The following is a 21,327-nucleotide window of genomic DNA, read 5'->3' as shown; positions in this document are numbered from 1 at the left end:
GGCGAGGGAAATATAGTACCGAAGTTCCTGATTCCACACTGCCAAGAAAAGCCTCTAGCGAGATAAAAGGTGCCCGTACCGCAAACCGACACAGGTAGGCGAGGAGAGAATCCTAAGGTGAGCGAGAGAACTCTCGTTAAGGAACTCGGCAAAATGACCCCGTAACTTCGGGAGAAGGGGTGCTTTTTGAGGTGAATAGCCTCGAAGAGCCGCAGTGAATAGGCCCAGGCGACTGTTTAGCAAAAACACAGGTCTCTGCGAAGCCGCAAGGCGAAGTATAGGGGCTGACGCCTGCCCGGTGCTGGAAGGTTAAGAGGAGGGGTTAGCGCAAGCGAAGCTCTGAATCGAAGCCCCAGTAAACGGCGGCCGTAACTATAACGGTCCTAAGGTAGCGAAATTCCTTGTCGGGTAAGTTCCGACCCGCACGAAAGGCGTAACGATCTGGGCACTGTCTCAACGAGAGACTCGGTGAAATTATAGTACCTGTGAAGATGCAGGTTACCCGCGACAGGACGGAAAGACCCCGTGGAGCTTTACTGTAGCCTGATATTGAATTTTGGTACAGCTTGTACAGGATAGGTAGGAGCCTGAGAAACCGGAGCGCCAGCTTCGGTGGAGGCGTCGGTGGGATACTACCCTGGCTGTATTGAAATTCTAACCCGCACCCCTGATCGGGGTGGGAGACAGTGTCAGGTGGGCAGTTTGACTGGGGCGGTCGCCTCCTAAAGAGTAACGGAGGCGCCCAAAGGTTCCCTCAGAATGGTTGGAAATCATTCGCAGAGTGTAAAGGCACAAGGGAGCTTGACTGCGAGACCTACAAGTCGAGCAGGGACGAAAGTCGGGCTTAGTGATCCGGTGGTTCCGCATGGAAGGGCCATCGCTCAACGGATAAAAGCTACCCCGGGGATAACAGGCTTATCTCCCCCAAGAGTCCACATCGACGGGGAGGTTTGGCACCTCGATGTCGGCTCATCGCATCCTGGGGCTGTAGTCGGTCCCAAGGGTTGGGCTGTTCGCCCATTAAAGCGGTACGCGAGCTGGGTTCAGAACGTCGTGAGACAGTTCGGTCCCTATCCGTCGTGGGCGCAGGAAATTTGAGAGGAGCTGTCCTTAGTACGAGAGGACCGGGATGGACGCACCGCTGGTGTACCAGTTGTCTTGCCAAAGGCATCGCTGGGTAGCTATGTGCGGACGGGATAAGTGCTGAAAGCATCTAAGCATGAAGCCCCCCTCAAGATGAGATTTCCCATAGCGTCAAGCTAGTAAGAACCCTGAAAGATGATCAGGTTGATAGGTCAGAGGTGGAAGCGCGGTAACGTGTGGAGCTGACTGATACTAATCGTTCGAGGACTTAACCAATTTTTAAGGTGAACTCGTTTTACAAACTTCTTCTGAAATTATCTAGTTTTGAGGGAATGATTCCTCAATTAAATAGTCTGGCAGCAATGGCGAGAAGGTCACACCCGTTCCCATACCGAACACGGAAGTTAAGCTTCTCAGCGCCGATGGTAGTTGGGACTTTGTCCCTGTGAGAGTAGGACGTTGCCAGGCTACCCCTTTGGGGCCATTTTTTTGCTCGAAATTTATTACGGCCCCTTGGTCAAGTGGTTAAGACACCTCCCTTTCACGGAGGTAACACGGGTTCGAATCCCGTAGGGGTCACCAAACTTTTTCGCGCTAGCGAAAATAACTTTCTTTTCAAACCAGCTTAAAGAACTTTCTTTTATGTGGAGGATTAGCTCAGCTGGGAGAGCATCTGCCTTACAAGCAGAGGGTCGGCGGTTCGATCCCGTCATCCTCCACCAAAGTTTTTTCACGATAGTGAAAATAACTTTCAATTTTTTACGAAGTGAAGTTAATCTTCGATATATGCCGGGGTAGCTCAATTGGTAGAGCAACTGACTTGTAATCAGTAGGTTGGGGGTTCAAGTCCTCTCGCCGGCACCATGCTACTTACTTCTAAGAACTATTTGTATGAGCCATTAGCTCAGTTGGTAGAGCATCTGACTTTTAATCAGAGGGTCGAAGGTTCGAGTCCTTCATGGCTCACCAAGTTATCTTCAAAAGAAAATAACTTGCAAAATTAATTTCCAAATGCGGGTGTGGCGGAATTGGCAGACGCACCAGACTTAGGATCTGGCGCCGCAAGGCGTGGGGGTTCGACTCCCTTCACCCGCACTTAAGTTTTTTAACTGTAAAATAACTCACTATAAATGCGGAAGTAGTTCAGTGGTAGAACACCACCTTGCCAAGGTGGGGGTCGCGGGTTCGAATCCCGTCTTCCGCTCCAATGCTGCCGGGGTGGCGGAACTGGCAGACGCACAGGACTTAAAATCCTGCGGTAGGTGACTACCGTACCGGTTCGATTCCGGTCCTCGGCACCATTTTTGTAAGCTAACTAGTTATTTAATATTGCGCCCGTAGCTCAATTGGATAGAGTGTCTGACTACGGATCAGAAGGTTATGGGTTCGACTCCTTTCGGGCGCGCCATATTTTACGGGAAGTAGCTCAGCTTGGTAGAGCACTTGGTTTGGGACCAAGGGGTCGCAGGTTCGAATCCTGTCTTCCCGACCATCATTTACCAAATGGGGCCTTAGCTCAGCTGGGAGAGCGCCTGCTTTGCACGCAGGAGGTCAGCGGTTCGATCCCGCTAGGCTCCACTTATTCGGAGGAATACCCAAGTTTGGCTGAAGGGATCGGTCTTGAAAACCGACAGGCGGGTCATACCGCGCGGGGGTTCGAATCCCTCTTCCTCCTCCATAAATTCTAAATTCTTATTGTCGCGGGGTGGAGCAGTCTGGTAGCTCGTCGGGCTCATAACCCGAAGGTCGTAGGTTCAAATCCTGCCCCCGCAATTAAGTAATTTATTTTCAAGAAAAACACTTGAAAAAAATTGGTCCGGTAGTTCAGTTGGTTAGAATGCCTGCCTGTCACGCAGGAGGTCGCGGGTTCGAGTCCCGTCCGGACCGCCATTTTTTATATCAGTAGGTTAACTCTACTGTTGATATAGATATAGATTGTGTATGGCTCAGTAGCTCAGTCGGTAGAGCAAAGGACTGAAAATCCTTGTGTCGGCGGTTCGATTCCGTCCTGAGCCATCATTTTTTTTGGAATTTTATTGGTCTTTTATATATGGAGGGGTAGCGAAGTGGCTAAACGCGGCGGACTGTAAATCCGCTCCCTCGGGGTTCGGCGGTTCGAATCCGTCCCCCTCCACCAAAGTTTTTTGCGAAGCAAAATGTTTTCACCAAGGTGAAAATAACCATCATGGCGATTGTGGCGAAGTGGTTAACGCACCTGATTGTGGTTCAGGCATTCGTGGGTTCGATTCCCATCAGTCGCCCCATTAATCTTAATAAATTGGGTTAGCTCTTTAAGAGTCGGGCAGCATAGCCAAGTGGTAAGGCAGAGGTCTGCAAAACCTTTATCCCCGGTTCAAATCCGGGTGTTGCCTCCAAATTTTAATATGCGGGTGTAGTTTAGTGGTAAAACCTCAGCCTTCCAAGCTGATGTTGTGAGTTCGATTCTCATCACCCGCTCCAATTATGGGCCTATAGCTCAGCTGGTTAGAGCGCACGCCTGATAAGCGTGAGGTCGATGGTTCGAGTCCATTTAGGCCCACCAGAATTTTTTGCGAAGCAAAATACCTTTCGATTGTTCCGCAGTAGCTCAGTGGTAGAGCTATCGGCTGTTAACCGATCGGTCGTAGGTTCGAGTCCTACCTGCGGAGCCATTTTTTTAAGCTAAGGACAGTAAGCCTGATCCTTTTTAAAATAGTTAATATTCCATAATAAAACCATCTTTAAGAAAATAGCCATTTTCTTAAAGATGGTTTTTCTTTGTCTAAATACCGCCTTGGGTTTTCAGTACGGCTTAATCACATTTAATAACCCTTTAGGAATGGTACGCGCTTCTTTTATTTCCTCTTTGTACTTCGCCTTCACTTTTTAACCCTTTCACTAGTGAGAAGGACATGACGACCATAATGATCGCAAAAGGGAGGGCAGCTGCGATGGAAGCAGTTTGCAAAACGTTCAAACCGCCAGCTAAAAGCAATACTGCAGCGAGAGCGGATTGAATGACACCCCATGTCATTTTTATTTTATTTGAGGGATTTAATGTACCGCCTTCACTTAGCATTCCTAATACAAAGGTTGCGGTATCGGCGACCGTTATATAATAAATTGCTACAACCGCAAACCCTAATATACTTAACACCGAACTTAATGGAAGATAATCAAAGAATGTAAAGATAGACAATGAAACGTTTTCGGTAATATTTTTTGCAAGGTCATGGTTGCCTGTTTTTTGAACAAGCTCAAGCGCAGAGCCGCCAAATATGGACATCCAGAGACAGGTTCCGAGGGTAGGAACAACCAATACGCCAATAACAAACTCCCTTACTGTTCTTCCTTTTGAAACCCTGGCGATAAACATACCCACAAATGGTGCCCAGGCAATCCACCATGCCCAGTAAAAAAGCGTCCAGGAGGCAATCCATTCTCCTTCACCAAAGGGCTTTAGCCTTAAACTCATATGTATAAAGTCACTAATATAAAGACCCGTTGTATTAAAAAAGACTTTAATGACAGTCAGAGTTGGACCAACGATTAGAATCAGCAGCATGATCGCAAAAGATAGGATCATCGCAGCATTAGATAAGTATTGGATACCCCTTTCTAAACCTGTATTGATGGAAATGATAAAAATAACTGTTGCGACCACAATCACAATCATTTGAACAAATAACTGATTGGGAACACCGAATATGTCATGCATTCCGGCCGTCACCTGCATGGCACCAAGACCCAATGAGGTTGCGATACCAAAGACTGTTGCAAAGATGGACAGGATATCAATAGTTTTTCCAATCGGTCCGTAAATTCTGTCTCCTAATATCGGATGGAAGGTCGAACTTATGGCTGCCGGCAGCCTTTTATTATATTGAAAAAAGGCAAGGGCTAGACCGATTACTGTGTAAATAGCCCATGGATCTAGGCCCCAATGGAAAAATGTATATTTCATCGCCGTATTGGCTGCGTCAACCGTATAAGCTTCCCCATAAGGCGGGGTTGTATAGTGCGTTACAGGTTCGGCAACACTCCAGTACACAATTCCGATTCCCATCCCAGCACCGAATAACATGGCAAGCCAAGAGGCAGTGTTAAAATCAGGACGGTCTGTTTCCTTTCCCAGCCGAATATCACCATATTTAGAGAACAATAAATATATTGAAAAGATAACAAAGAATAGGGTAGCACCAAGATACACCCACCCAAGGTAATCGATCGAACCACTATAAATAATATCGGTAACTTTGGCGAGATTATCGGTAAAAAAGACTCCCCAAACAATAAAAATGAGCGTAAGTAATAATGAAATAATAAACACACTGTTTTCCTTATTGATTTTGCTGTCCATAGAAACCTCCTAGTAAAGCTTGGTGTCAGGTGAAATTTTTCAGTAAGGATAGGTTTTCGAAGGTAATCACTTATCAAGGAGGTTATATTGAAATTCCCACTTTTCCGTGTTTATCAACTCTTCCTGGGTGACCTCAAATCCACCTCCAAGGTAAACGGTTTGGTCATTAATTGCGACCACCATTGCTTCAACTATTGAGTCATTGTCTTTCTTTTTATAGATGTCTCCTAACGATGGCAGTAGTTCGCTAGTAGGCAGACCTAGGGTTCCGGTGTCCGTCAAGCTCTCGTCTCCATCATTTGCCTTGTCTTTATAATCGATAGGATTGCTATCAGCTGCGCGACCCGGTTCCATTAATAAATACTCATTATGTTTGACGCCATGAGAATTGCTTGTAATAACCCCTTTGTTGTCTGCCGTTTCAACCAATTCAATTTCATTTAATGAATAGGTATCGAGGGAATCTGGCATTGGATTGTTTATTAAAATGTATTCCCCTGATTTTGCTTTTCGGTCCTTTTTGAGCGTATATGCCTTATGATTAAAAATAAAGCTGTCATATTCCTTTGGCTTGTATTTTTCCACGCTTGCTGCATTGGTTATATGCTGTGATAAATCCCTAAGCTTAATAAGATGGACGGACAGTTTGTACATGGGTTTTACTCCATATACCTTATGTAACTCATTGTTAAAATAAACAAATTGTCCTTTTCTTACTTGATACAGTTTCACGGTTCAATCTCCCTCCAACACTATGTATATAATCACTCGAAGAAAATTTAATTCTATTATTAGTAGGTTGTCTTATAATGGAAAATACTATTCTGTTTAGAAGGGGGAAAGAGTTGAAGAAAAACGCATGAATCTAGCTGAATGGAGGTTTCATGCGGACAAAACAAGGCGAAAAAATCAAGGAACTGTCCGAATTCGGGTCTCATTCAGACAAGAGTGTGACCCTGAAGCAAAATAGGTTGAATAAAGCTGTGAAAAAAAAAAAGTCGCTATACTATCGGTCAAAATAGTACAAGCGACTTTCTTAATATTCATGGTGAAAATTTCTTAAAACAAAGATTAATTTCGAATTAAATAATCGAATGCACCTAAGGCAGCAGTAGCACCTGATCCCATAGAGATAATGATCTGCTTATAAGCACTATCTGTACAGTCACCAGCCGCATATACGCCCGGAATGCTAGTAGCACCATGCTTGTCCACAATAATCTCACCGAAGCGAGTGCGTTCAAGGGTACCCTCTAACCAATCTGTGTTTGGTACAAGACCGATTTGAACGAAAATACCTTCTAATTCGATGTGCTTAATTTCTTCTGTTTCACGATCCATATAGGAAATACCATTTACCTTGTCAGTACCGGTAATTTCTTTTGTTTGAGCATTCAGAATAACCGTTACATTAGGCAGGCTGTAAAGACGGTCTTGAAGCACTGAGTCAGCTTTTAACTCTGCTGCAAACTCAAGAACGGTTACATGCTTAACGATACCTGCAAGGTCGATAGCCGCCTCAATACCGGAATTCCCGCCGCCAATAACAGCAACACGTTTTCCAGCAAACAATGGACCATCACAGTGTGGGCAGTATGCTACACCTTTGTTTTTAAACTCGGCTTCGCCTGGGACACCAACATTACGCCAGCGTGCACCCGTTGAAAGGATAACGGCTTTACTCTTAAGAACAGCACCGTTTTCGAGTTCAATTTCTATAAGATCTTTCTTTTCTAAACGTTTTGCGCGTTGTAAGTTCAAAACATCCACGCCATAGTCTTTGACATGCTCTTCAAGGCTTGCAGCAAGTTTAGGACCTTCTGTATATTTCGTACCGATAAAGTTCTCAATACCCATCGTGTCCATAACCTGACCGCCAAAACGTTCAGCCACAATACCTGTACGGATACCTTTTCGAGCTGCATAAATGGCTGCACTTGCACCAGCAGGACCCCCGCCGACAACGAGCACATCGTATGGATCTTTATCAGAAAGCTCAGCTGCATCTGGACCAGTGCCCATTTTAGCGAGGATTTCCTCAATTGTCATACGACCGCTGCCAAAACTTTCTCCATTTAGGAAAACAGTTGGAACTGCCATGATGTTCTTGCTTTCAACTTCAGTTTTAAAAGCAGCACCGTCAATCATGGTATGAGAAATACCAGGGTTGAGAATGCTCATTAAGTTTAGGGCTTGTACAACATCAGGACAGTTGTGGCAAGTTAGGCTGATGTAAGATTCAAAGTGATATTCACCTTTGATTGCTTTGATTTGTTCGATTACCTTTTGTTCTACTTTTGGTGCTCTTCCGCTAACCTGCAAGAGAGCCAGTACTAAGGAAGTAAATTCATGTCCTAGAGGAATACCAGCAAACGTTACTCCAGTGTCTTCGCCGATACGATTTACACTAAAGCTTGGTGTTCTCTCTAGTTCTGTTTTTTCAACCTTAATGTTAGAAGACATGGTTGCCAATTCATCGATTAATAGCAGCATGTCGCGAGATACGTCATCGGTTCCTGCGCTGACTTTAAGAAGGATATCGCCTTCCATCAGTTGAAGATACTGGGATAACTGAGCTTTTATATCTGCATCTAGTAACATATTTATCTACTCCTTAAATTTTTCCTACTAGGTCAAGGCTTGGCTTAAGTGTTTCAGAACCTTCTTGCCATTTAGCTGGGCAAACTTCACCAGGATTGTTGCGAACATATTGTGCTGCTTTAATTTTGTTAACAAGTGTGCTTGCGTCACGGCCAATACCGTCTGCGTTGATTTCCATTGCTTGTACCACGCCGTCTGGATCGATGATGAAAGTTCCGCGTTGTGCAAGACCTTCTTCTTCATCTAGTACATCAAATGCGCGAGTAAGCTTTTGAGATGGGTCACCAATCATAATATATTCAATCTTGCTGATAGCTGGAGAGTGGTCGTGCCATGCTTTGTGAGTGAAATGAGTATCTGTTGATACAGAATATACTTCAACGCCAAGATCTTTTAACGTTGCGTATTCGTTCTGTAAGTCTTCTAATTCAGTAGGGCATACGAATGTGAAATCTGCTGGGTAGAAGCAAACAACGCTCCATTTACCTTTAAAGTTTTGATCTGAAACAGTGATGAAATCTCCGTTTTGATATGCGTTTGCTGTGAATGCTTGTACTTCTTTACCGATTAATGACATAGTGTATTTCCTCCTAAAATAATTTTGAGAATGGTTAACATCAAATACTAATAACTAAATTAGAATAATTCTAATACAATGTTTATTATTATATAAAAGCACCCATCTTGTCAACCATTATGTTTTATTTTTTCCATGCTTTGTTTCATGGTTATTCCATATCATGTAATCGACCCATATCTCATCAGCTAATTCTCAAATAAGACTGTTTTTCTCATTAAAAAGCGAATTAGGAGATAAAATGGGAGGGACCGTGTAATCTCCCTCAAACGCAAAAAGCCAATGGACAGAACTCCATTGGCTTTTTTATCTATTGGCTGTGTTAAATTTGTCTGTTGATTTGCGCTCCAGGCACTGCCCCGTCCTCCCGCAGGAGTCTTCGTGCCTTCCGCGTAAATCAACAGAGTGCTAAAAATCAACATTTAGCTTTAACACAGCCTAACTATTATAAGTGAATTTTTTTAGAACGGAATCTTGAATCATTTTTTCTGTCTTTATGATGGTACGCGCTTCCTCAGGTTTATTTTTTCTAATAATAGAAAAGAGGAGGTTTGCCCCCGTTTCTCCTAGCTTTCTGACCGGTATTTCTACACTCGTCAGGGAAGGGGTCAGAAAGGGAATAAAACTTGAATTACTGTAACCCACAACGGATAAATCGTGTGGAATGGAAACGCCGAGTTCTGTTGCACTTTTATAAATGCTGATGACTTTTAAATCATCAGTGGCCAACACGGCTGAAGGGCGGTTTGCTCCTAAAATCAGCTTCCTGGCTGCAAGGCTGCCTGTTTCTACGTTGTAGCCGCCGTCAATCATCCATTCGTCCTGCACTTGCAATTGATGATCCTCCATACAAGCTTTATAACCTTTTAGGCGATCTATGGAAACATGATATTCAAGTGGAGAGTGTACACAGGCAATCTTTTTGTGACCTTGTTCGATTACATATTTTGTTAACTCATAACTATCATGGTAGTTATCGGTATCGACAGAATATATATTGTTATATTTACCATCGACTTTACCAATGACAACGATTGGAATATTAAAAACATCAAGCTGTTTGAACAATTCTTCATTAGTAGGCGAACTCAACATGATGATTCCTTTAATCATTTTTCCTTTTATTTTGGTGATGCACTTCTCGAGTTCATCCTTACTGTTTTTTGCAGTTTGCAGGATGACATCGAAATTTTCTTCTTCCGCTTTTTCTGCTACCGTCTGGAGGATTTCTGAGAAATATGGATTGTTTGCTGTCGTCTTTGCAGACCGAGAGACAACCATGATGGCATCAAAACTGGAGGATAGAGCCCTGGCCAATTTGCTAGGCTGGTAATTCAATTCTTCAATTGCTTTGATGACACGATTTCTGGCATCTTCAGAAATATTGGTCTGATTATTTAATACACGGGACACGGTTGATTTAGAAACGTTTGCAACCCGGGCAATATCATATATGGTGTAGCCCAATAAAGCTCCTCCTCTCAAGATGAAAATACACGTTATTACTGAATTCGATTACATATATCATCACTTTATCCTATTAATTTAGTCAATATACAAATTATATGGATGAAAATTGAATCAAGCAACAACAATTTAGTAGTTTACGTTTAATAGTTTTTACCAATAAATATTGTACCTATTTGATTGACAGAAAGAGTTATCTATAATATATTTATCACGTGGTAGCGGTACCAGTGATAATTAATTTATTTTTTTTACTAGATTTGGGAGCGGTACCACAAAAAACTGTTATTTTTTTTGGCTTGGATGGGAGCGGTACCATTGGGGTTCATATGTAAAAGGTATCTCAGCTTGTTCATTCTTTTACGTTATGGGCAGCGCTCCAAAAACTTATATATTGGTAAAGAAATTAATGATGAAACTAACTTTCTATGGAATTGGTGCATTTTTAACTCGAATTGGGAACGGTACCACAAAGGAGGATTCTATGAGAACAATTAAAGAAAGACTTTCATTTATTTATGAGGATTATGATGTTGATTCACTTTGGAAAAGCATTGAGGAGCGTATGGCAAAAACAAAAGCGCTGCCCCTTAAGCCAAGGAAACAAAACTGGGATCAACGCGATGTGTTTCTGATTACATATGGCGACCAATTTCAGGAAAATAACCAACCCACACTAAACACTTTTAAAAAGATGTTTGATAAGTACTTAGCGGATAAGTTTGAGATTGTGCATTTACTGCCTTTTTATCCATACTCGTCGGATGACGGTTTTTCCGTTATTGATTACAAGAAAGTAAATCCAATCTTGGGTGATTGGGAGCAAATTAATGAGCTTTCAGGTTCTGCTCGGATTATGTTTGATGATGTATGTAACCATATCTCTGCTAAGAGTGACTGGTTTCAAGAATTCTTAAAAGGAAATCCGGAATATGAAAATTACTTCATTGATATGGATCCAACCATAGACTTAAGTGGTGTGACAAGACCGAGGGCTCATCCGCTGTTGACCAAATTCATCTTGGAAAATGGAAAAGAGAAGAATATTTGGACAACATTCAGTGAAGATCAGATTGACTTGAACTTTTCTAATCCTCAGGTTTTGCTCGAGATGATTGATGTGTTGCTCTTTTACATCGAGCAAGGGGCGGAATTCATTCGGTTAGATGCGATCGGGTTCTTGTGGAAAGAGGCTGGCACCACATGTATCCACCTCGAAAAAACACATGAAATTGTGAAGATATTCCGCGCAATCGCTGATGAGGCTGCGAAAGGGACGGTACTGATTACGGAAACAAATGTCCCGCATAAAGATAATGTTTCTTATTTTGGAAATGGTAATGATGAGGCACATATGGTTTATCAATTCCCGCTGCCGCCACTTGTTCTTTATTCCATCCATAATGGTAATGGAACGGCGCTTTCGAAGTGGGCAAAGGAGCTTCCGCCGACTGGGCTGGATACAACCTTTTTCAATTTCTTAGCTTCCCATGACGGGATTGGGGTAAATCCGATTCGCGGAATTATTCCGGAAGAAGAGATTCTGTCTATGATCGAGGATTTGAAAAAAGAAGGGGCCTTGGTCAATTACAAGAAAAATCCAGATGGGACTGAGAGCCCATATGAAATTAATGTCACCTATCTTGATGCGTTAAATCGACAATCTGATGATGATGATCTTCGTGTGAAAAGATTTTTAGCTGCTCATTCGATTCTGCTCGCTTTGCCAGGAGTACCTGCGATTTATGTTCAAAGCATACTTGGATCTCGGAATGACAGGGAAGGCGTCGCGAAAACAGGTATGAACCGCTCCATCAATCGCCAAAAATACACTATGGCTGATATCGAAAAGGAACTAAATAACCCGGATACTTTAAGAAATAAGGTCTTTACTGAATTAACAAAGATCATTTCTATAAGAAAGGAAGAAACGATTTTTCACCCTAATAGTGTCATGGAAGTCCTTGATATGGGAGAAAAGGTATTCGCCTTTAAACGGGTGGATGAAAAGGGAGAAAGCCTGTTAGTAATCTGTAACCTAGCGAATGAATCGATAGATTGTGAGTTAACAGGAAGTTTCATTGATCGTATTACTGGTGAGACTATCCATTGTAATCATTCCATTGCATTAAACCCATATCAATTTGTTTGGCTGAAACCAGCTCATTAGGAGGAAAGAGCAATGATAAAAAAAGGATTGTTCGCATTCATTGTGTTGCTTGTGGCAGCAGGGTTAACGGCTTGTGGCGGCGGAGATGGAAATGACAGTGGTAAGACAACCATCGAATTTATGCATTCATCTGTTGAACAGGAACGCCTGGCTGTCATTAATAAATTAGTTGCGAAGTTCGAGGAAGAAAATCCTGACATAAAAATTAAGCAAGTTCCAGTCGAAGAGGATTCCTATAATACAAAAGTTGTTACGTTAGCAAGTGCAGGAGTGCTTCCTGCCGTCATTGAAGTAGGACAAGATTATGCAAAAGTAATGGATAAGGATGAGCTAATCGATAAAGACGCCGTAACAAGTGTGCTCGAACAAGTTGGTAAGGATTATTTTTATGACGGTGCATTGAAATTAGTGAAAACTGAAGATGGCAAAAGTTTCACTGGGGTACCAATCAGTGGCTGGGTACAAGGTATTTGGTACAACAAAGAAATGCTTGCTTCCAAAGGATTTGAAGAACCGAAAAGCTGGGAGGAAGTTCTCACAATTGCAAAGGTATTTACAGACAGCCGTAACAAAAAATATGGAATTGCATTACCAACGGTAGAAGGTGGATATTCTGAGCAGGTATTTTCTCAATTTGCGCTTTCAAACAATGCTAATGTCCTAAATCGAAAAGGCAAATTGAATATGAATACACCCGAAATGAAAGAGGCATTGACTTTCTATCAGGAATTATCGAAGTATACCATGCCTGGTTCTAACGATGTAACCGAAGTGAAGGATGCCTTCATGAACGGATCAGCACCGATGGCGGTTTATTCAACCTATATCCTTCCAGCTGTATATGAACAAGGTAATTCAGCGAATATTGGTTTTGCGATACCAACTGAAGAAACTAAAGCTGTATATGGAACCGTATCTGCACTGACTATTTCATCAGGGTTAGAGGATGAGCAAAAAACAGCAGCAAAGAAATTCGTTGAATTTATAGCACAACCGGAAAATATGACGAGTTGGGTATTAATGTCACCAGGCGGGGCCCAGCCCGTAAGCAAACTCGTGGTCGAGAATGAAGTTTATCTTGCAAACGATGTCGTGGAATCCTTTGGTGACCTTTCAACTGAAATTGCAGCTTCTTTCAATGATGTTCAAATGTTTGGACTAGTTGATGGAAAGAACTTCCTGAAAATGGGAGATATTACAAGCTCAGGCGCTATTTCTAAATTAATCAATGCTATAACGGTTGGTGAAAAGAAAGTTAACGGTGAACTGAAAAAAGCTGATAAAGCAATTTCTGAGATTTTAGCAGAAAAATAATTTGAATATAGGGGGGATCCCATGCAAAAAGATCCCCTGCAATCTTGTAGAAACAATACATGAAATAAAACATTTCACTATTACACAGGGGGGTACCATGAAAACCATTAAAAGGGAGAAATCAGATTTAAAATTAGCAATGGTCTTGCTTTTTCCAAGTATCTTCTTGGTGCTGTTGCTTGTAGCGTACCCGATGATCTCCAATATCCAGATTAGCTTCTTTGACCAACCAATCAACCAGAGATTGAGTGCAACCTTTGTTGGTATTGGAAATTACATTTCAATTCTGTCGGATGGAGCGTTTTTTCAATCACTAGGCATTACTCTTTTGTATATGATTTTCGCCGTGGCAGGCAGTACGGCGCTGGGATTGGGTGTAGCCATCTTCTTTAATCGGCCATTTAAATTCCGGAAACTTTCCCGGTCCTTAATTATTTTATCTTATGTTACCCCATCCATTTCATTGGTGTTTGCATGGAAATACATGTTCAATAATGGTTATGGTGTGGTGAACTACTTAGTTGTAGACGTCTTTAACTTGGCTGACAAGGCTCCGCTTTGGTTTGATAATCCGGTCAGCAGTTTTATTTTAGTCGTAATCTTTGCTATTTGGAGATACTTTCCATATGCATTTATTTCATTTTTGGCCATTCTGCAAACCATTGATACATCCATATATGAAGCAGCCGAAATCGACGGGGCATCTGCTTGGGAAAAGTTTAAAATTGTTACCCTCCCGGCCATTATGCCAGTACTTATTACCGTCATAACGCTGCGTTCCATTTGGCTATTCTATATGTTCACGGACGTTTTCCTACTTACAAACAAAGTGGACATCCTGGGGATTTACTTGTATAAAACAGCATTTGCCTTCAATGATCTTGGCAAAGCGGCATCTATTTCTGTTATTCTGTTTATCATTTTATCCCTTGTAATTATAGCAACACGAAAGCGGGTGAAATACTAATGGCAATGGCCAGAAGTAAAAAGAATCAGGCGATTAAGACAGTTGGATTTTATACGGGGCTTATCGGCCTGTTAACGATTTCCCTTTTTCCATTTTTCATTATGCTGATGACATCCTTTAAGTCTACAGAGGAAGCTGTTTCAACTAATCCAACCTTTTTTCCAAAGAAGTGGACATTCGAGCATTTTGTCGACATTTTCAATCCGGACATTTTTCCTTTTCTATCCTATTTTAAAAATAGCTTAGTCGTGGCGCTGACAGCAGCAGTACTGGCCGTTTTCATCGGAATCTTTGGTGCTTATGCTCTTTCTAGGCTGAAGTTTATGGGGAGGACAACGATTAATGCAAGTTTTTATACGGTGTATATGTTTTCGGGAATCTTGCTAATTGTTCCGTTGTTCAAAATTATTTCCGGACTTGGTTTGTACGATACGAAAACAGCGTTAATCATTACGATGATTGTTCAGACACTGCCTACAGCGATTTTTATGTTAAAAAGCTATTTTGATACAATTCCAGAAGACCTGGAAGAGGCGGCCAGTATTGATGGTTTAAACCGTATTCAAATTATTTTTAAAATCATTATTCCATTATCTTTATCTGGGATTATCTCAGTATTTGTTTATTCCTTTATGGTTGCTTGGAATGATTACTTGTTTGCCTCGATTTTCTTGTCAGACTCGTTGAATTTCACGTTGCCAATCGGATTGAACACATTATTCAGCACACCGGATTATGTTTGGGGCCGAATGATGGCAGCGTCGCTGATTACAGCACTTCCCGTTGTGATTATGTACTCGATTTCTGATTACTTTATTAAAGGCGGGGCCACTGAAGGCGGGGTAAAAGGTTAATTTTTCAAAAATAATGAAAGAGGTTATATCCTATGAAAAAGCTAATTGCTGCAGCACCTAGAGAAGCTGCATTGGTGGAATATGAAGATCGTGAAATTAAACCAAATGAAGTCAAAATTAGTGTTGAATTTGCTTCTCCTAAACACGGGACGGAAGTAGTCGATTTCCGAGGAATCACTCCATTTATGGATGAGGATTTTAACGAAGAATGGCGCATGTTTATGCCCCGCGAAGAAGGTTCTAAACCTGGAATAGTGTTTGGGGAATTTCAGCTTGGCAACATGGTTGTAGGTAAAATCGTTGAGGCAGGAAGGGAAGTTACGGATTATCAATTAGGGGAAACTGTTTGTACCTATGGACCGATCATGGAAACCTTAATCGTAAATGCCGTTGATAATCACCGCCTGCGCAAAATGCCGGAAGGCGGAAAATGGCAAAATGCCGTTTGCTATGATCCTGCACAATATGCGATGGCAGGCGTACGCGATGCGAATGTACGTGCTGGAGACTATGTGGTTGTTGTTGGATTAGGAGCTATCGGTCAAATCGCCATTCAGCTTGCGAAAAGAGCTGGAGCTAGCATTGTTATTGGGGTTGACCCATTGGCAAATCGCTGTGAAATCGCATTACGCAATGGTGCGGACTTCTGTCTTGATCCAACGGCTTGTGATGTTGGCTATGAAGTGAAAAAGCTGACCAATAAAATGGGTGCGGATTCCATCATTGAAACAAGTGGAGTTGCAGCTGCACTTCAAGCTGCATTAAAGGGAATTGCTTATGGTGGAACGATTTCCTATGTTGCATTTGGTAAACCACTGCCTGCAGGATTGAACTTTGGCCGAGAAGCCCATTTCAACAATGCAAAGATTGTCTTCTCTCGTGCGGCTAGCGAGCCTAACCCGGATTATCCGCGTTGGAACAGAAAACGTATTGAAGATACTTGCTGGGAATTGTTAATGAACGGTTATCTTAATTGCGAGGATATTATTGATCCAATTGTGCGCTTCGAAGAAAGTGCAGAAGCTTATATGGAATTTGTTGACCAACGTCCTGAGTTAAGTATCAAGATGGGGATCGAGTACAAAAAGTAATGGGCATGTGTGCCGTCTTTCATTAGGCGGCCTATCTATAGTATGAACAATCTCTTCCATGGAGGAATACACGATGAGACTAGGTACGCAAAATCAAAACTTTTTTCCAGAGAATATCAAGGAAAAGTTCCAATACATTAAGGAACTGGGATTCGAAGGCTTTGAAATCGATGGGAAACTGTTAGTTGACCATTTAGATGAAGTAAAAGAAGCGATTTCGGAAACTGGTATTCCAGTCACAACTGCATGTGGCGGATATTCTGGCTGGATTGGTGATTTTATTGAAGAGCGCAGGCTTAATGGTCTGGTAGAAATCAAACAAATCCTTGAGGCGTTAAAAGAAGTAGGCGGAAAAGGTATTGTTGTTCCAGCTGCTTGGGGTATGTTCACTTATCGCCTGCCGCCAATGACTTCACCTAGGAGCCAAAACGGTGATCGAAAGGCAGTAACAGAATCACTGGCTTATCTTGATAAGGCAGCGGAAGAAACAGGGACGACAATTTTCCTTGAGCCATTGAATCGTTATCAGGACCATATGATTAACACATTGGCTGATGCGAGCAGCTATATTGAAGAAAACGGATTTAAGCATGTAAAAATCATTGCCGATTTCTATCATATGAACATCGAAGAAGATGATATTTCAGAAGCGCTACGTAAAAACCGTGACCTAATCGGCCATATTCACCTTGCTGATAACCACCGTTTCCAACCGGGTAGCGGTTCTCTCGATTTCAAAAAACATTTTAACACGTTAAAAGAAGATGGCTATGAAGGTTTTCTAACCATCGAATGCCGGGTCAGAGGCAACGATCTTGATGCTGAATACAGACAGGCAGTAACACACCTAAGAGAATCCTTACGTTAAAAGGAGGATACCGCATTGAAAAAGAAAGTAGCGATTATTGGAGCAGGACAAGTAGCTGAAAAGGTACACGTGGCCTACTATCAAACAAGAGAAGAACTAGAAATTGTCGCAGTTGTTGGTCCAAATCCTGATAAGGTGAAGGAATTCGCTGAGAGAAATCATATTCCGCGTTTTTATACGGATGCAGAAGACATGTATGCTGTTGAGAAGCCGGATATAGTTAGTATCTGTACCCCAAACATGTTCCATTGTGAGAATGTCCTGCAGGCGATTTCACATGGCTGCGATGTGATGTGTGAAAAACCACCAGCTATTTCTGCTGCTGAAGCGAAGGAAATGAAAGAAGCGGCCGAGCGCAACTCCTGCCTGCTTGCTTATGATTTCCATCACCGCTTTGCGGTGGACGTGACCATTCTTCGTGAAAAAGTGAAGGAGGGGGTCCTTGGAAATGTCTATGTGACGAGAGCAAAGGCATTGAGGCGTTGCGGCATCCCAGGATGGGGAACCTTCACAAACAAGGAAGTACAGGGCGGAGGACCACTGATTGATTTGGGGGCACATATGCTTGACGCAGCATTATATGTGCTCGGATTCCCGAAAATTGAAAAAGTCACAGCAAAAATGTATCAAAAGATTGGAACAAAAAAATCAAAAGGTACTCTCGGAGAATGGGATCCTGCTAAATTTAATGTCGAGGATTCACTGTTCGGATTTATTGAGCTTGAAGGCGGCTGCTTGTTACAAATCGAAACATCCTTTGCCTTGAACATGAAAGAAGACTCTGTCATGAACGTTGAGTTCTTTGGTACACAAGCTGGTGCGACACTCTTTCCTGCCCAAATCTATACAGATGAAGGCGGCGAGCTTGTTTCGCTTTTGAACAGAGAAAGTGCCGATCCTGACCGCCATCAAAAAAGCATGGAAGCCTTTGTGGATAGATGCTTAGGTAAGGATGTTATGGTGGCAGACGGAGAGCAAGGATACTTCATCCAACAACTGATCGAGGCATTGTACCAATCTGCGGAAAAAGGTGAGAGTGTAACATTATGAAGAATAAACAAGTGATATACGATAATAATTTTGATTTGCACTCTCTTAATAAATTTTCGAGTGTAATGGCTTTAGGAAATGGCTATTTAGGTGTCCGTGCCGCCCATGAGGAGAATTATACAGGTCAAACCCGCGGGATGTATGTGGCAGGTGTCTATAATAAAGCGAGTGCTAATGACACGTCCGACCTCGTCAATTTACCGGACATTTCTGGTATGTTGATTGAGATTGACGGCAAAATCTTTTCCATGTTAGAAGGAGAATTGCTTTCTTATCAGCGAGCTTTACTACTTGAGACTGGTGAGCTAAGACGGGAATTCATTTGGAAAGATAAAGCGGGTGCCCGTTTTCAATTTATTTTTCAACGTTTTGTTGCTAAGGATCATTTACATTTGCTTGCTTCGAAGGTAACTGTTACAAGTCTGGATCAACCAGCCAAAATTAAGATTGTTACCGGAATTGATGCTCAGCAGACAAACTTCGGGAAACAACATTTACTAGAAGAAAGTGTCCGGGTTTTTAACGAAGAATTTCTCCAATGCGTCTATCAAACGACGGAAACGGGGATTACGATCGCGATAGCAGCCAGCATATATGCTCCTGCGGCAAGCCAAATTTCTTTTTCTGCAAAAAACCGCCAGTTGAATGCAGCGGTTGCTCAGAATATCGAAAAAGATGAGCCGTTTGTTTTTGAAAAAATAGGAACGGTATACACCTCGCTCGAAAGTTCGAATCCAGAAAGTGCTGGTTTAGCAGATCTTAAATCTAATAGCTTGCTAGGTTATGAGGCTTTGCTTGAAAGGTCTGCACATGCATGGCAGGAGTTTTGGGTGCAAAAGGGTATTGAAATCCAATCTACAGATGAATTCGACCAGACTTCAATGGATTTTGCTCTCTATCACATGGAGATTATGACACCGGCTCATGACGAGCGTTTTAGCGTTGGTGCCAAAGGACTTACTGGTGAAGGGTATAAAGGACATGTCTTCTGGGATACCGAAATCTTTATCGCTCCTTTTCATTTGTTCACAGAGCCTGAAACGGCGAAAAAGCTTTTGCGATACCGCTACCTCCATTTGCAGCAGGCAAAGGAAAAGGCAGTTGAAAATGGATATGAAGGTGCGTTATTCCCATGGGAAAGTGCTTTTTCAGGAAAAGAGGAAACACCGGAGTTTGCAGCGATTAATATACGGACTGGAACGCGGCAGAAGGTAGCTTCTGCACTCAGTGAGCACCATATTGTTGCGGATATTGCCTTTCTTGTTGTCCAGTATTTCCAAAACACATTGGATGAAGAGTTCATGAAAAATGAAGGTCTTGCACTGCTGAAAGAAACGGCAAAGTTTTGGATTAGCCGTACAGTAGAAGAAGGTAACAAGCTTTCCATCAAGGATGTTATCGGGCCAGATGAATACACAGAGCACATTGACAACAATGCCTATACAAATTACATGGCGTTCTACAATGTGGAACAAGCCCTTTATTTTATGGATCAATATGAGGATGCGGATGAACAGCTTATCAGCCAGGGAATGGACTTTTTAAAACGTTTGTATCTTCCAGTGCCCAATGAAGCCAAGATCATTCCGCAGGATGATACCTTCTTATCCAAGCCTGAAATTGACTTAACCCCTTATAAACAATCACAGGGAAGTCAGGCGATTTTGCTCGATTATTCGCGTGCTGAGGTCAATGAAATGCAGATTTTGAAACAAGCAGATACCGTTATGCTGCTGTATCTATTTCCGGATCTGTTTCCAAAAGAGGTTGTCGCGAAGAACCTCCATTATTACGAAGATCATACCATCCATGACTCTTCTCTCAGCAAGGCGATTCACGCAATTGTTGCAGCACGCTGTGACGAAGAGGAAACTGCCTATCGATTTTTTAAGGAAGCATGCCTAATCGATTTGGGTCCCAATCCGCATTCGTCTGATGAAGGAATACACGCCGCTTCATTAGGAGCGATTTGGCTGACTGCACTGTTTGGTTTTGCCAATATGTCACAGGCTGGCGGCCGTCTCACCTTTAACCCTAAGTTACCAAAAAACTGGTCAGTATTGAATTTTCCACTTACTTATCAGGGGCGGAAACTTACGGTCAAATTGACTAACGAGCGTGTCGAGATTGTGAAGCTTTCAGGATTGGATTTAGATGTTGAGATTAACGGTAATGAATATCATTTGAGTGACCGGGTTGAAGCCAAAGTTAAGAATTAGGGGAATGAGATATGGAAAATAAACGTATAGAAGCAGTTGTTTTTGACCTGGATGGAGTGATAACCGATACGGCACATTATCATTTTCTTGCGTGGAAACAGCTGGCAGAAGAAGTGGGAATCACGATTGACGAAGTATTTAATGAGAGACTGAAAGGAATCAGCCGCATGGATTCCCTTGAGTTAATTTTAAAAGAGGGAAATCGACAGAATGATTTTACCTTAGCTGAAAAAGAAGAAATGGCGGCGAAAAAGAATTTGCACTACTGTGAGTTCTTAAAAGAATTAACACCAGAAGCTGTTTTGCCGGGAATCCTGGAATTACTAGCTGCTATTAAAGCAGAGGGAATTTCCATTGGCCTTGCTTCCGTTTCAAAAAATGCAGCGACGGTCTTAAAGGCGCTCCAGTTAGAATCATCTTTTGATTACTGTGCGGATGCCGCAAAAATTAGCAAATCAAAGCCAGATCCAGAGATTTTCCTCACAGCCTGCAAAGGACTAGTGGCTAATCCAGCCTATTCGCTTGGCATTGAAGACGCCCAAGCGGGGATTGAAGCGATAAAAGCAAGCGGCATGTTTGCGGTTGGTGTCGGCCATTATCTTGATGGTGCGGACTTCAGGGTTGAAGCTACATCTCAACTTGATTGGGAGATAATAAAAGGACAATATTTTGCTAGATTATAATGTTAATAAGCCTGTAGACAAATGTTTACAGGTATTTTTTATAG

At 42.3% G+C, this 21,327-nt stretch carries 14 protein-coding genes, 20 tRNA genes and 2 rRNA genes; 31 read left to right on the top strand and 5 right to left on the bottom strand.

The features are described 5' to 3' along the window. The 22 genes from ACIQAA_RS09045 to ACIQAA_RS08940 form a co-directional block, all read left to right on the top strand. A 23S ribosomal RNA gene (locus ACIQAA_RS09045) occupies positions 1-1,359 on the top strand; the annotation flags it as partial. A 76-nt stretch (positions 1,360-1,435) separates the two neighbouring features. After that, positions 1,436-1,551, top strand: a 5S ribosomal RNA gene (gene rrf, locus ACIQAA_RS09040). 39 nt (positions 1,552-1,590) lie between these two features. Beyond that, positions 1,591-1,665 (top strand) — tRNA-Glu (locus tag ACIQAA_RS09035). 64 nt (positions 1,666-1,729) lie between these two features. Next, positions 1,730-1,805, top strand: a tRNA-Val gene (locus ACIQAA_RS09030). A gap of 66 nt (positions 1,806-1,871) precedes the next feature. Then, positions 1,872-1,947: transfer RNA gene (locus tag ACIQAA_RS09025), tRNA-Thr, on the top strand. A gap of 29 nt (positions 1,948-1,976) precedes the next feature. Continuing rightward, positions 1,977-2,052 (top strand) — tRNA-Lys (locus tag ACIQAA_RS09020). 44 nt (positions 2,053-2,096) lie between these two features. Further along, positions 2,097-2,178, top strand: a tRNA-Leu gene (locus ACIQAA_RS09015). Positions 2,179-2,215: 37 nt separating this feature from the next. Next, positions 2,216-2,290, top strand: a tRNA-Gly gene (locus ACIQAA_RS09010). Positions 2,291-2,295: 5 nt separating this feature from the next. Next, positions 2,296-2,384 (top strand) — tRNA-Leu (locus ACIQAA_RS09005). Between the two features lie 30 nt (positions 2,385-2,414). Then, positions 2,415-2,491: transfer RNA gene (locus tag ACIQAA_RS09000), tRNA-Arg, on the top strand. 7 nt (positions 2,492-2,498) lie between these two features. Then, positions 2,499-2,575 (top strand) — tRNA-Pro (locus ACIQAA_RS08995). Positions 2,576-2,588: 13 nt separating this feature from the next. After that, positions 2,589-2,661: transfer RNA gene (locus ACIQAA_RS08990), tRNA-Ala, on the top strand. A 7-nt stretch (positions 2,662-2,668) separates the two neighbouring features. Continuing rightward, positions 2,669-2,761, top strand: a tRNA-Ser gene (locus ACIQAA_RS08985). A gap of 21 nt (positions 2,762-2,782) precedes the next feature. Then, positions 2,783-2,856 (top strand) — tRNA-Met (locus tag ACIQAA_RS08980). A 40-nt stretch (positions 2,857-2,896) separates the two neighbouring features. Next, positions 2,897-2,973, top strand: a tRNA-Asp gene (locus ACIQAA_RS08975). Between the two features lie 53 nt (positions 2,974-3,026). Next, a tRNA-Phe gene (locus ACIQAA_RS08970) sits at positions 3,027-3,099 on the top strand. 36 nt (positions 3,100-3,135) lie between these two features. After that, positions 3,136-3,220 (top strand) — tRNA-Tyr (locus ACIQAA_RS08965). A gap of 51 nt (positions 3,221-3,271) precedes the next feature. Continuing rightward, positions 3,272-3,347, top strand: a tRNA-His gene (locus ACIQAA_RS08960). A 37-nt stretch (positions 3,348-3,384) separates the two neighbouring features. After that, positions 3,385-3,458, top strand: a tRNA-Cys gene (locus tag ACIQAA_RS08955). An 11-nt stretch (positions 3,459-3,469) separates the two neighbouring features. Then, positions 3,470-3,543, top strand: a tRNA-Gly gene (locus tag ACIQAA_RS08950). Positions 3,544-3,548: 5 nt separating this feature from the next. Next, positions 3,549-3,625: transfer RNA gene (locus tag ACIQAA_RS08945), tRNA-Ile, on the top strand. A gap of 34 nt (positions 3,626-3,659) precedes the next feature. Then, positions 3,660-3,734: transfer RNA gene (locus ACIQAA_RS08940), tRNA-Asn, on the top strand. 161 nt (positions 3,735-3,895) lie between these two features. On the opposite strand, the gene ACIQAA_RS08935 is transcribed toward ACIQAA_RS08940, so the two are convergent. The 5 genes from ACIQAA_RS08935 to ACIQAA_RS08915 all read right to left on the bottom strand — a co-directional run bounded on the left by ACIQAA_RS08935 (position 3,896) and on the right by ACIQAA_RS08915 (position 10,067). Next, positions 3,896-5,422: a glycine betaine uptake BCCT transporter gene (locus ACIQAA_RS08935; protein ID WP_402617879.1), complete on the bottom strand. Its 1,527-nt coding sequence runs from the start codon at positions 5,420-5,422 to the stop codon at positions 3,896-3,898. A 66-nt stretch (positions 5,423-5,488) separates the two neighbouring features. Next, on the bottom strand, positions 5,489-6,154 hold the full coding sequence (locus ACIQAA_RS08930) for a hypothetical protein (RefSeq protein ID WP_402617876.1): 666 nt from the start codon (positions 6,152-6,154) through the stop codon (positions 5,489-5,491). A 339-nt stretch (positions 6,155-6,493) separates the two neighbouring features. Continuing rightward, a complete protein-coding gene (ahpF, locus tag ACIQAA_RS08925; RefSeq protein WP_402617873.1) occupies positions 6,494-8,023 on the bottom strand; it encodes an alkyl hydroperoxide reductase subunit F in 1,530 nt (509 codons plus the stop codon). 13 nt (positions 8,024-8,036) lie between these two features. Continuing rightward, the gene (gene ahpC / locus ACIQAA_RS08920) at positions 8,037-8,600 is read right to left on the bottom strand and encodes an alkyl hydroperoxide reductase subunit C (RefSeq protein WP_402617870.1); all 564 of its coding nucleotides are present in this window, start codon (positions 8,598-8,600) and stop codon (positions 8,037-8,039) included. A 438-nt stretch (positions 8,601-9,038) separates the two neighbouring features. Next, positions 9,039-10,067 carry a LacI family DNA-binding transcriptional regulator gene (locus tag ACIQAA_RS08915; protein ID WP_402617867.1) on the bottom strand — a complete coding sequence of 343 codons (1,029 nt, stop codon included), beginning with the start codon at positions 10,065-10,067 and terminating at the stop codon, positions 9,039-9,041. A 484-nt stretch (positions 10,068-10,551) separates the two neighbouring features. Here ACIQAA_RS08915 and ACIQAA_RS08910 point away from each other — a divergent pair, with 484 nt between their 5' ends. From ACIQAA_RS08910 to pgmB, 9 genes are all read left to right on the top strand, one after another. After that, positions 10,552-12,237, top strand: coding sequence for an alpha-amylase family glycosyl hydrolase (locus tag ACIQAA_RS08910; RefSeq protein WP_402617864.1), 1,686 nt, complete (start codon positions 10,552-10,554; stop codon positions 12,235-12,237). A 12-nt stretch (positions 12,238-12,249) separates the two neighbouring features. Next, positions 12,250-13,551, top strand: coding sequence for an ABC transporter substrate-binding protein (locus ACIQAA_RS08905; protein WP_402617862.1), 1,302 nt, complete (start codon positions 12,250-12,252; stop codon positions 13,549-13,551). Between the two features lie 97 nt (positions 13,552-13,648). Next, positions 13,649-14,518, top strand: a complete 870-nt coding sequence (locus tag ACIQAA_RS08900; protein ID WP_402617860.1) for a carbohydrate ABC transporter permease — start codon at positions 13,649-13,651, stop codon at positions 14,516-14,518. After that, positions 14,518-15,372: a carbohydrate ABC transporter permease gene (locus ACIQAA_RS08895; protein WP_402617858.1), complete on the top strand. Its 855-nt coding sequence runs from the start codon at positions 14,518-14,520 to the stop codon at positions 15,370-15,372. Before ACIQAA_RS08900 ends, ACIQAA_RS08895 begins: the two co-directional genes overlap by 1 nt. A 32-nt stretch (positions 15,373-15,404) precedes the next feature. After that, a complete protein-coding gene (locus ACIQAA_RS08890) occupies positions 15,405-16,463 on the top strand; it encodes a zinc-dependent alcohol dehydrogenase (RefSeq protein WP_402617855.1) in 1,059 nt (352 codons plus the stop codon). 73 nt (positions 16,464-16,536) lie between these two features. Continuing rightward, positions 16,537-17,331: a sugar phosphate isomerase/epimerase family protein gene (locus ACIQAA_RS08885; protein ID WP_402617852.1), complete on the top strand. Its 795-nt coding sequence runs from the start codon at positions 16,537-16,539 to the stop codon at positions 17,329-17,331. A 15-nt stretch (positions 17,332-17,346) separates the two neighbouring features. Continuing rightward, positions 17,347-18,381, top strand: a complete 1,035-nt coding sequence (locus ACIQAA_RS08880) for a Gfo/Idh/MocA family protein (RefSeq protein ID WP_402617849.1) — start codon at positions 17,347-17,349, stop codon at positions 18,379-18,381. Then, complete coding sequence (locus ACIQAA_RS08875) at positions 18,378-20,600, top strand: glycoside hydrolase family 65 protein (protein ID WP_402617846.1); 2,223 nt, start codon at positions 18,378-18,380, stop codon at positions 20,598-20,600. Before ACIQAA_RS08880 ends, ACIQAA_RS08875 begins: the two co-directional genes overlap by 4 nt. An 11-nt stretch (positions 20,601-20,611) precedes the next feature. Next, positions 20,612-21,283, top strand: a complete 672-nt coding sequence (gene pgmB, locus ACIQAA_RS08870; protein WP_402617843.1) for a beta-phosphoglucomutase — start codon at positions 20,612-20,614, stop codon at positions 21,281-21,283. Positions 21,284-21,327 lie beyond the last annotated feature (44 nt).

The organism is Neobacillus sp. NPDC093182, from assembly GCF_044754045.1.
This window is presented reverse-complemented; position numbering and strand designations above follow the sequence as displayed.

Coding starts and splice junctions, on each gene's coding strand:
- ACIQAA_RS08935 (WP_402617879.1), bottom strand. CDS start 5,422: ATGGACAGCAAAATCAATAAGGAAAACAGTGTGTTTATTATTTCATTA.
- ahpF (WP_402617873.1), bottom strand. CDS start 8,023: ATGTTACTAGATGCAGATATAAAAGCTCAGTTATCCCAGTATCTTCAA.
- ahpC (WP_402617870.1), bottom strand. CDS start 8,600: ATGTCATTAATCGGTAAAGAAGTACAAGCATTCACAGCAAACGCATAT.
- ACIQAA_RS08910 (WP_402617864.1), top strand. CDS start 10,552: ATGAGAACAATTAAAGAAAGACTTTCATTTATTTATGAGGATTATGAT.
- ACIQAA_RS08905 (WP_402617862.1), top strand. CDS start 12,250: ATGATAAAAAAAGGATTGTTCGCATTCATTGTGTTGCTTGTGGCAGCA.
- ACIQAA_RS08900 (WP_402617860.1), top strand. CDS start 13,649: ATGAAAACCATTAAAAGGGAGAAATCAGATTTAAAATTAGCAATGGTC.
- ACIQAA_RS08895 (WP_402617858.1), top strand. CDS start 14,518: ATGGCAATGGCCAGAAGTAAAAAGAATCAGGCGATTAAGACAGTTGGA.
- ACIQAA_RS08890 (WP_402617855.1), top strand. CDS start 15,405: ATGAAAAAGCTAATTGCTGCAGCACCTAGAGAAGCTGCATTGGTGGAA.
- ACIQAA_RS08885 (WP_402617852.1), top strand. CDS start 16,537: ATGAGACTAGGTACGCAAAATCAAAACTTTTTTCCAGAGAATATCAAG.
- ACIQAA_RS08875 (WP_402617846.1), top strand. CDS start 18,378: ATGAAGAATAAACAAGTGATATACGATAATAATTTTGATTTGCACTCT.
- pgmB (WP_402617843.1), top strand. CDS start 20,612: ATGGAAAATAAACGTATAGAAGCAGTTGTTTTTGACCTGGATGGAGTG.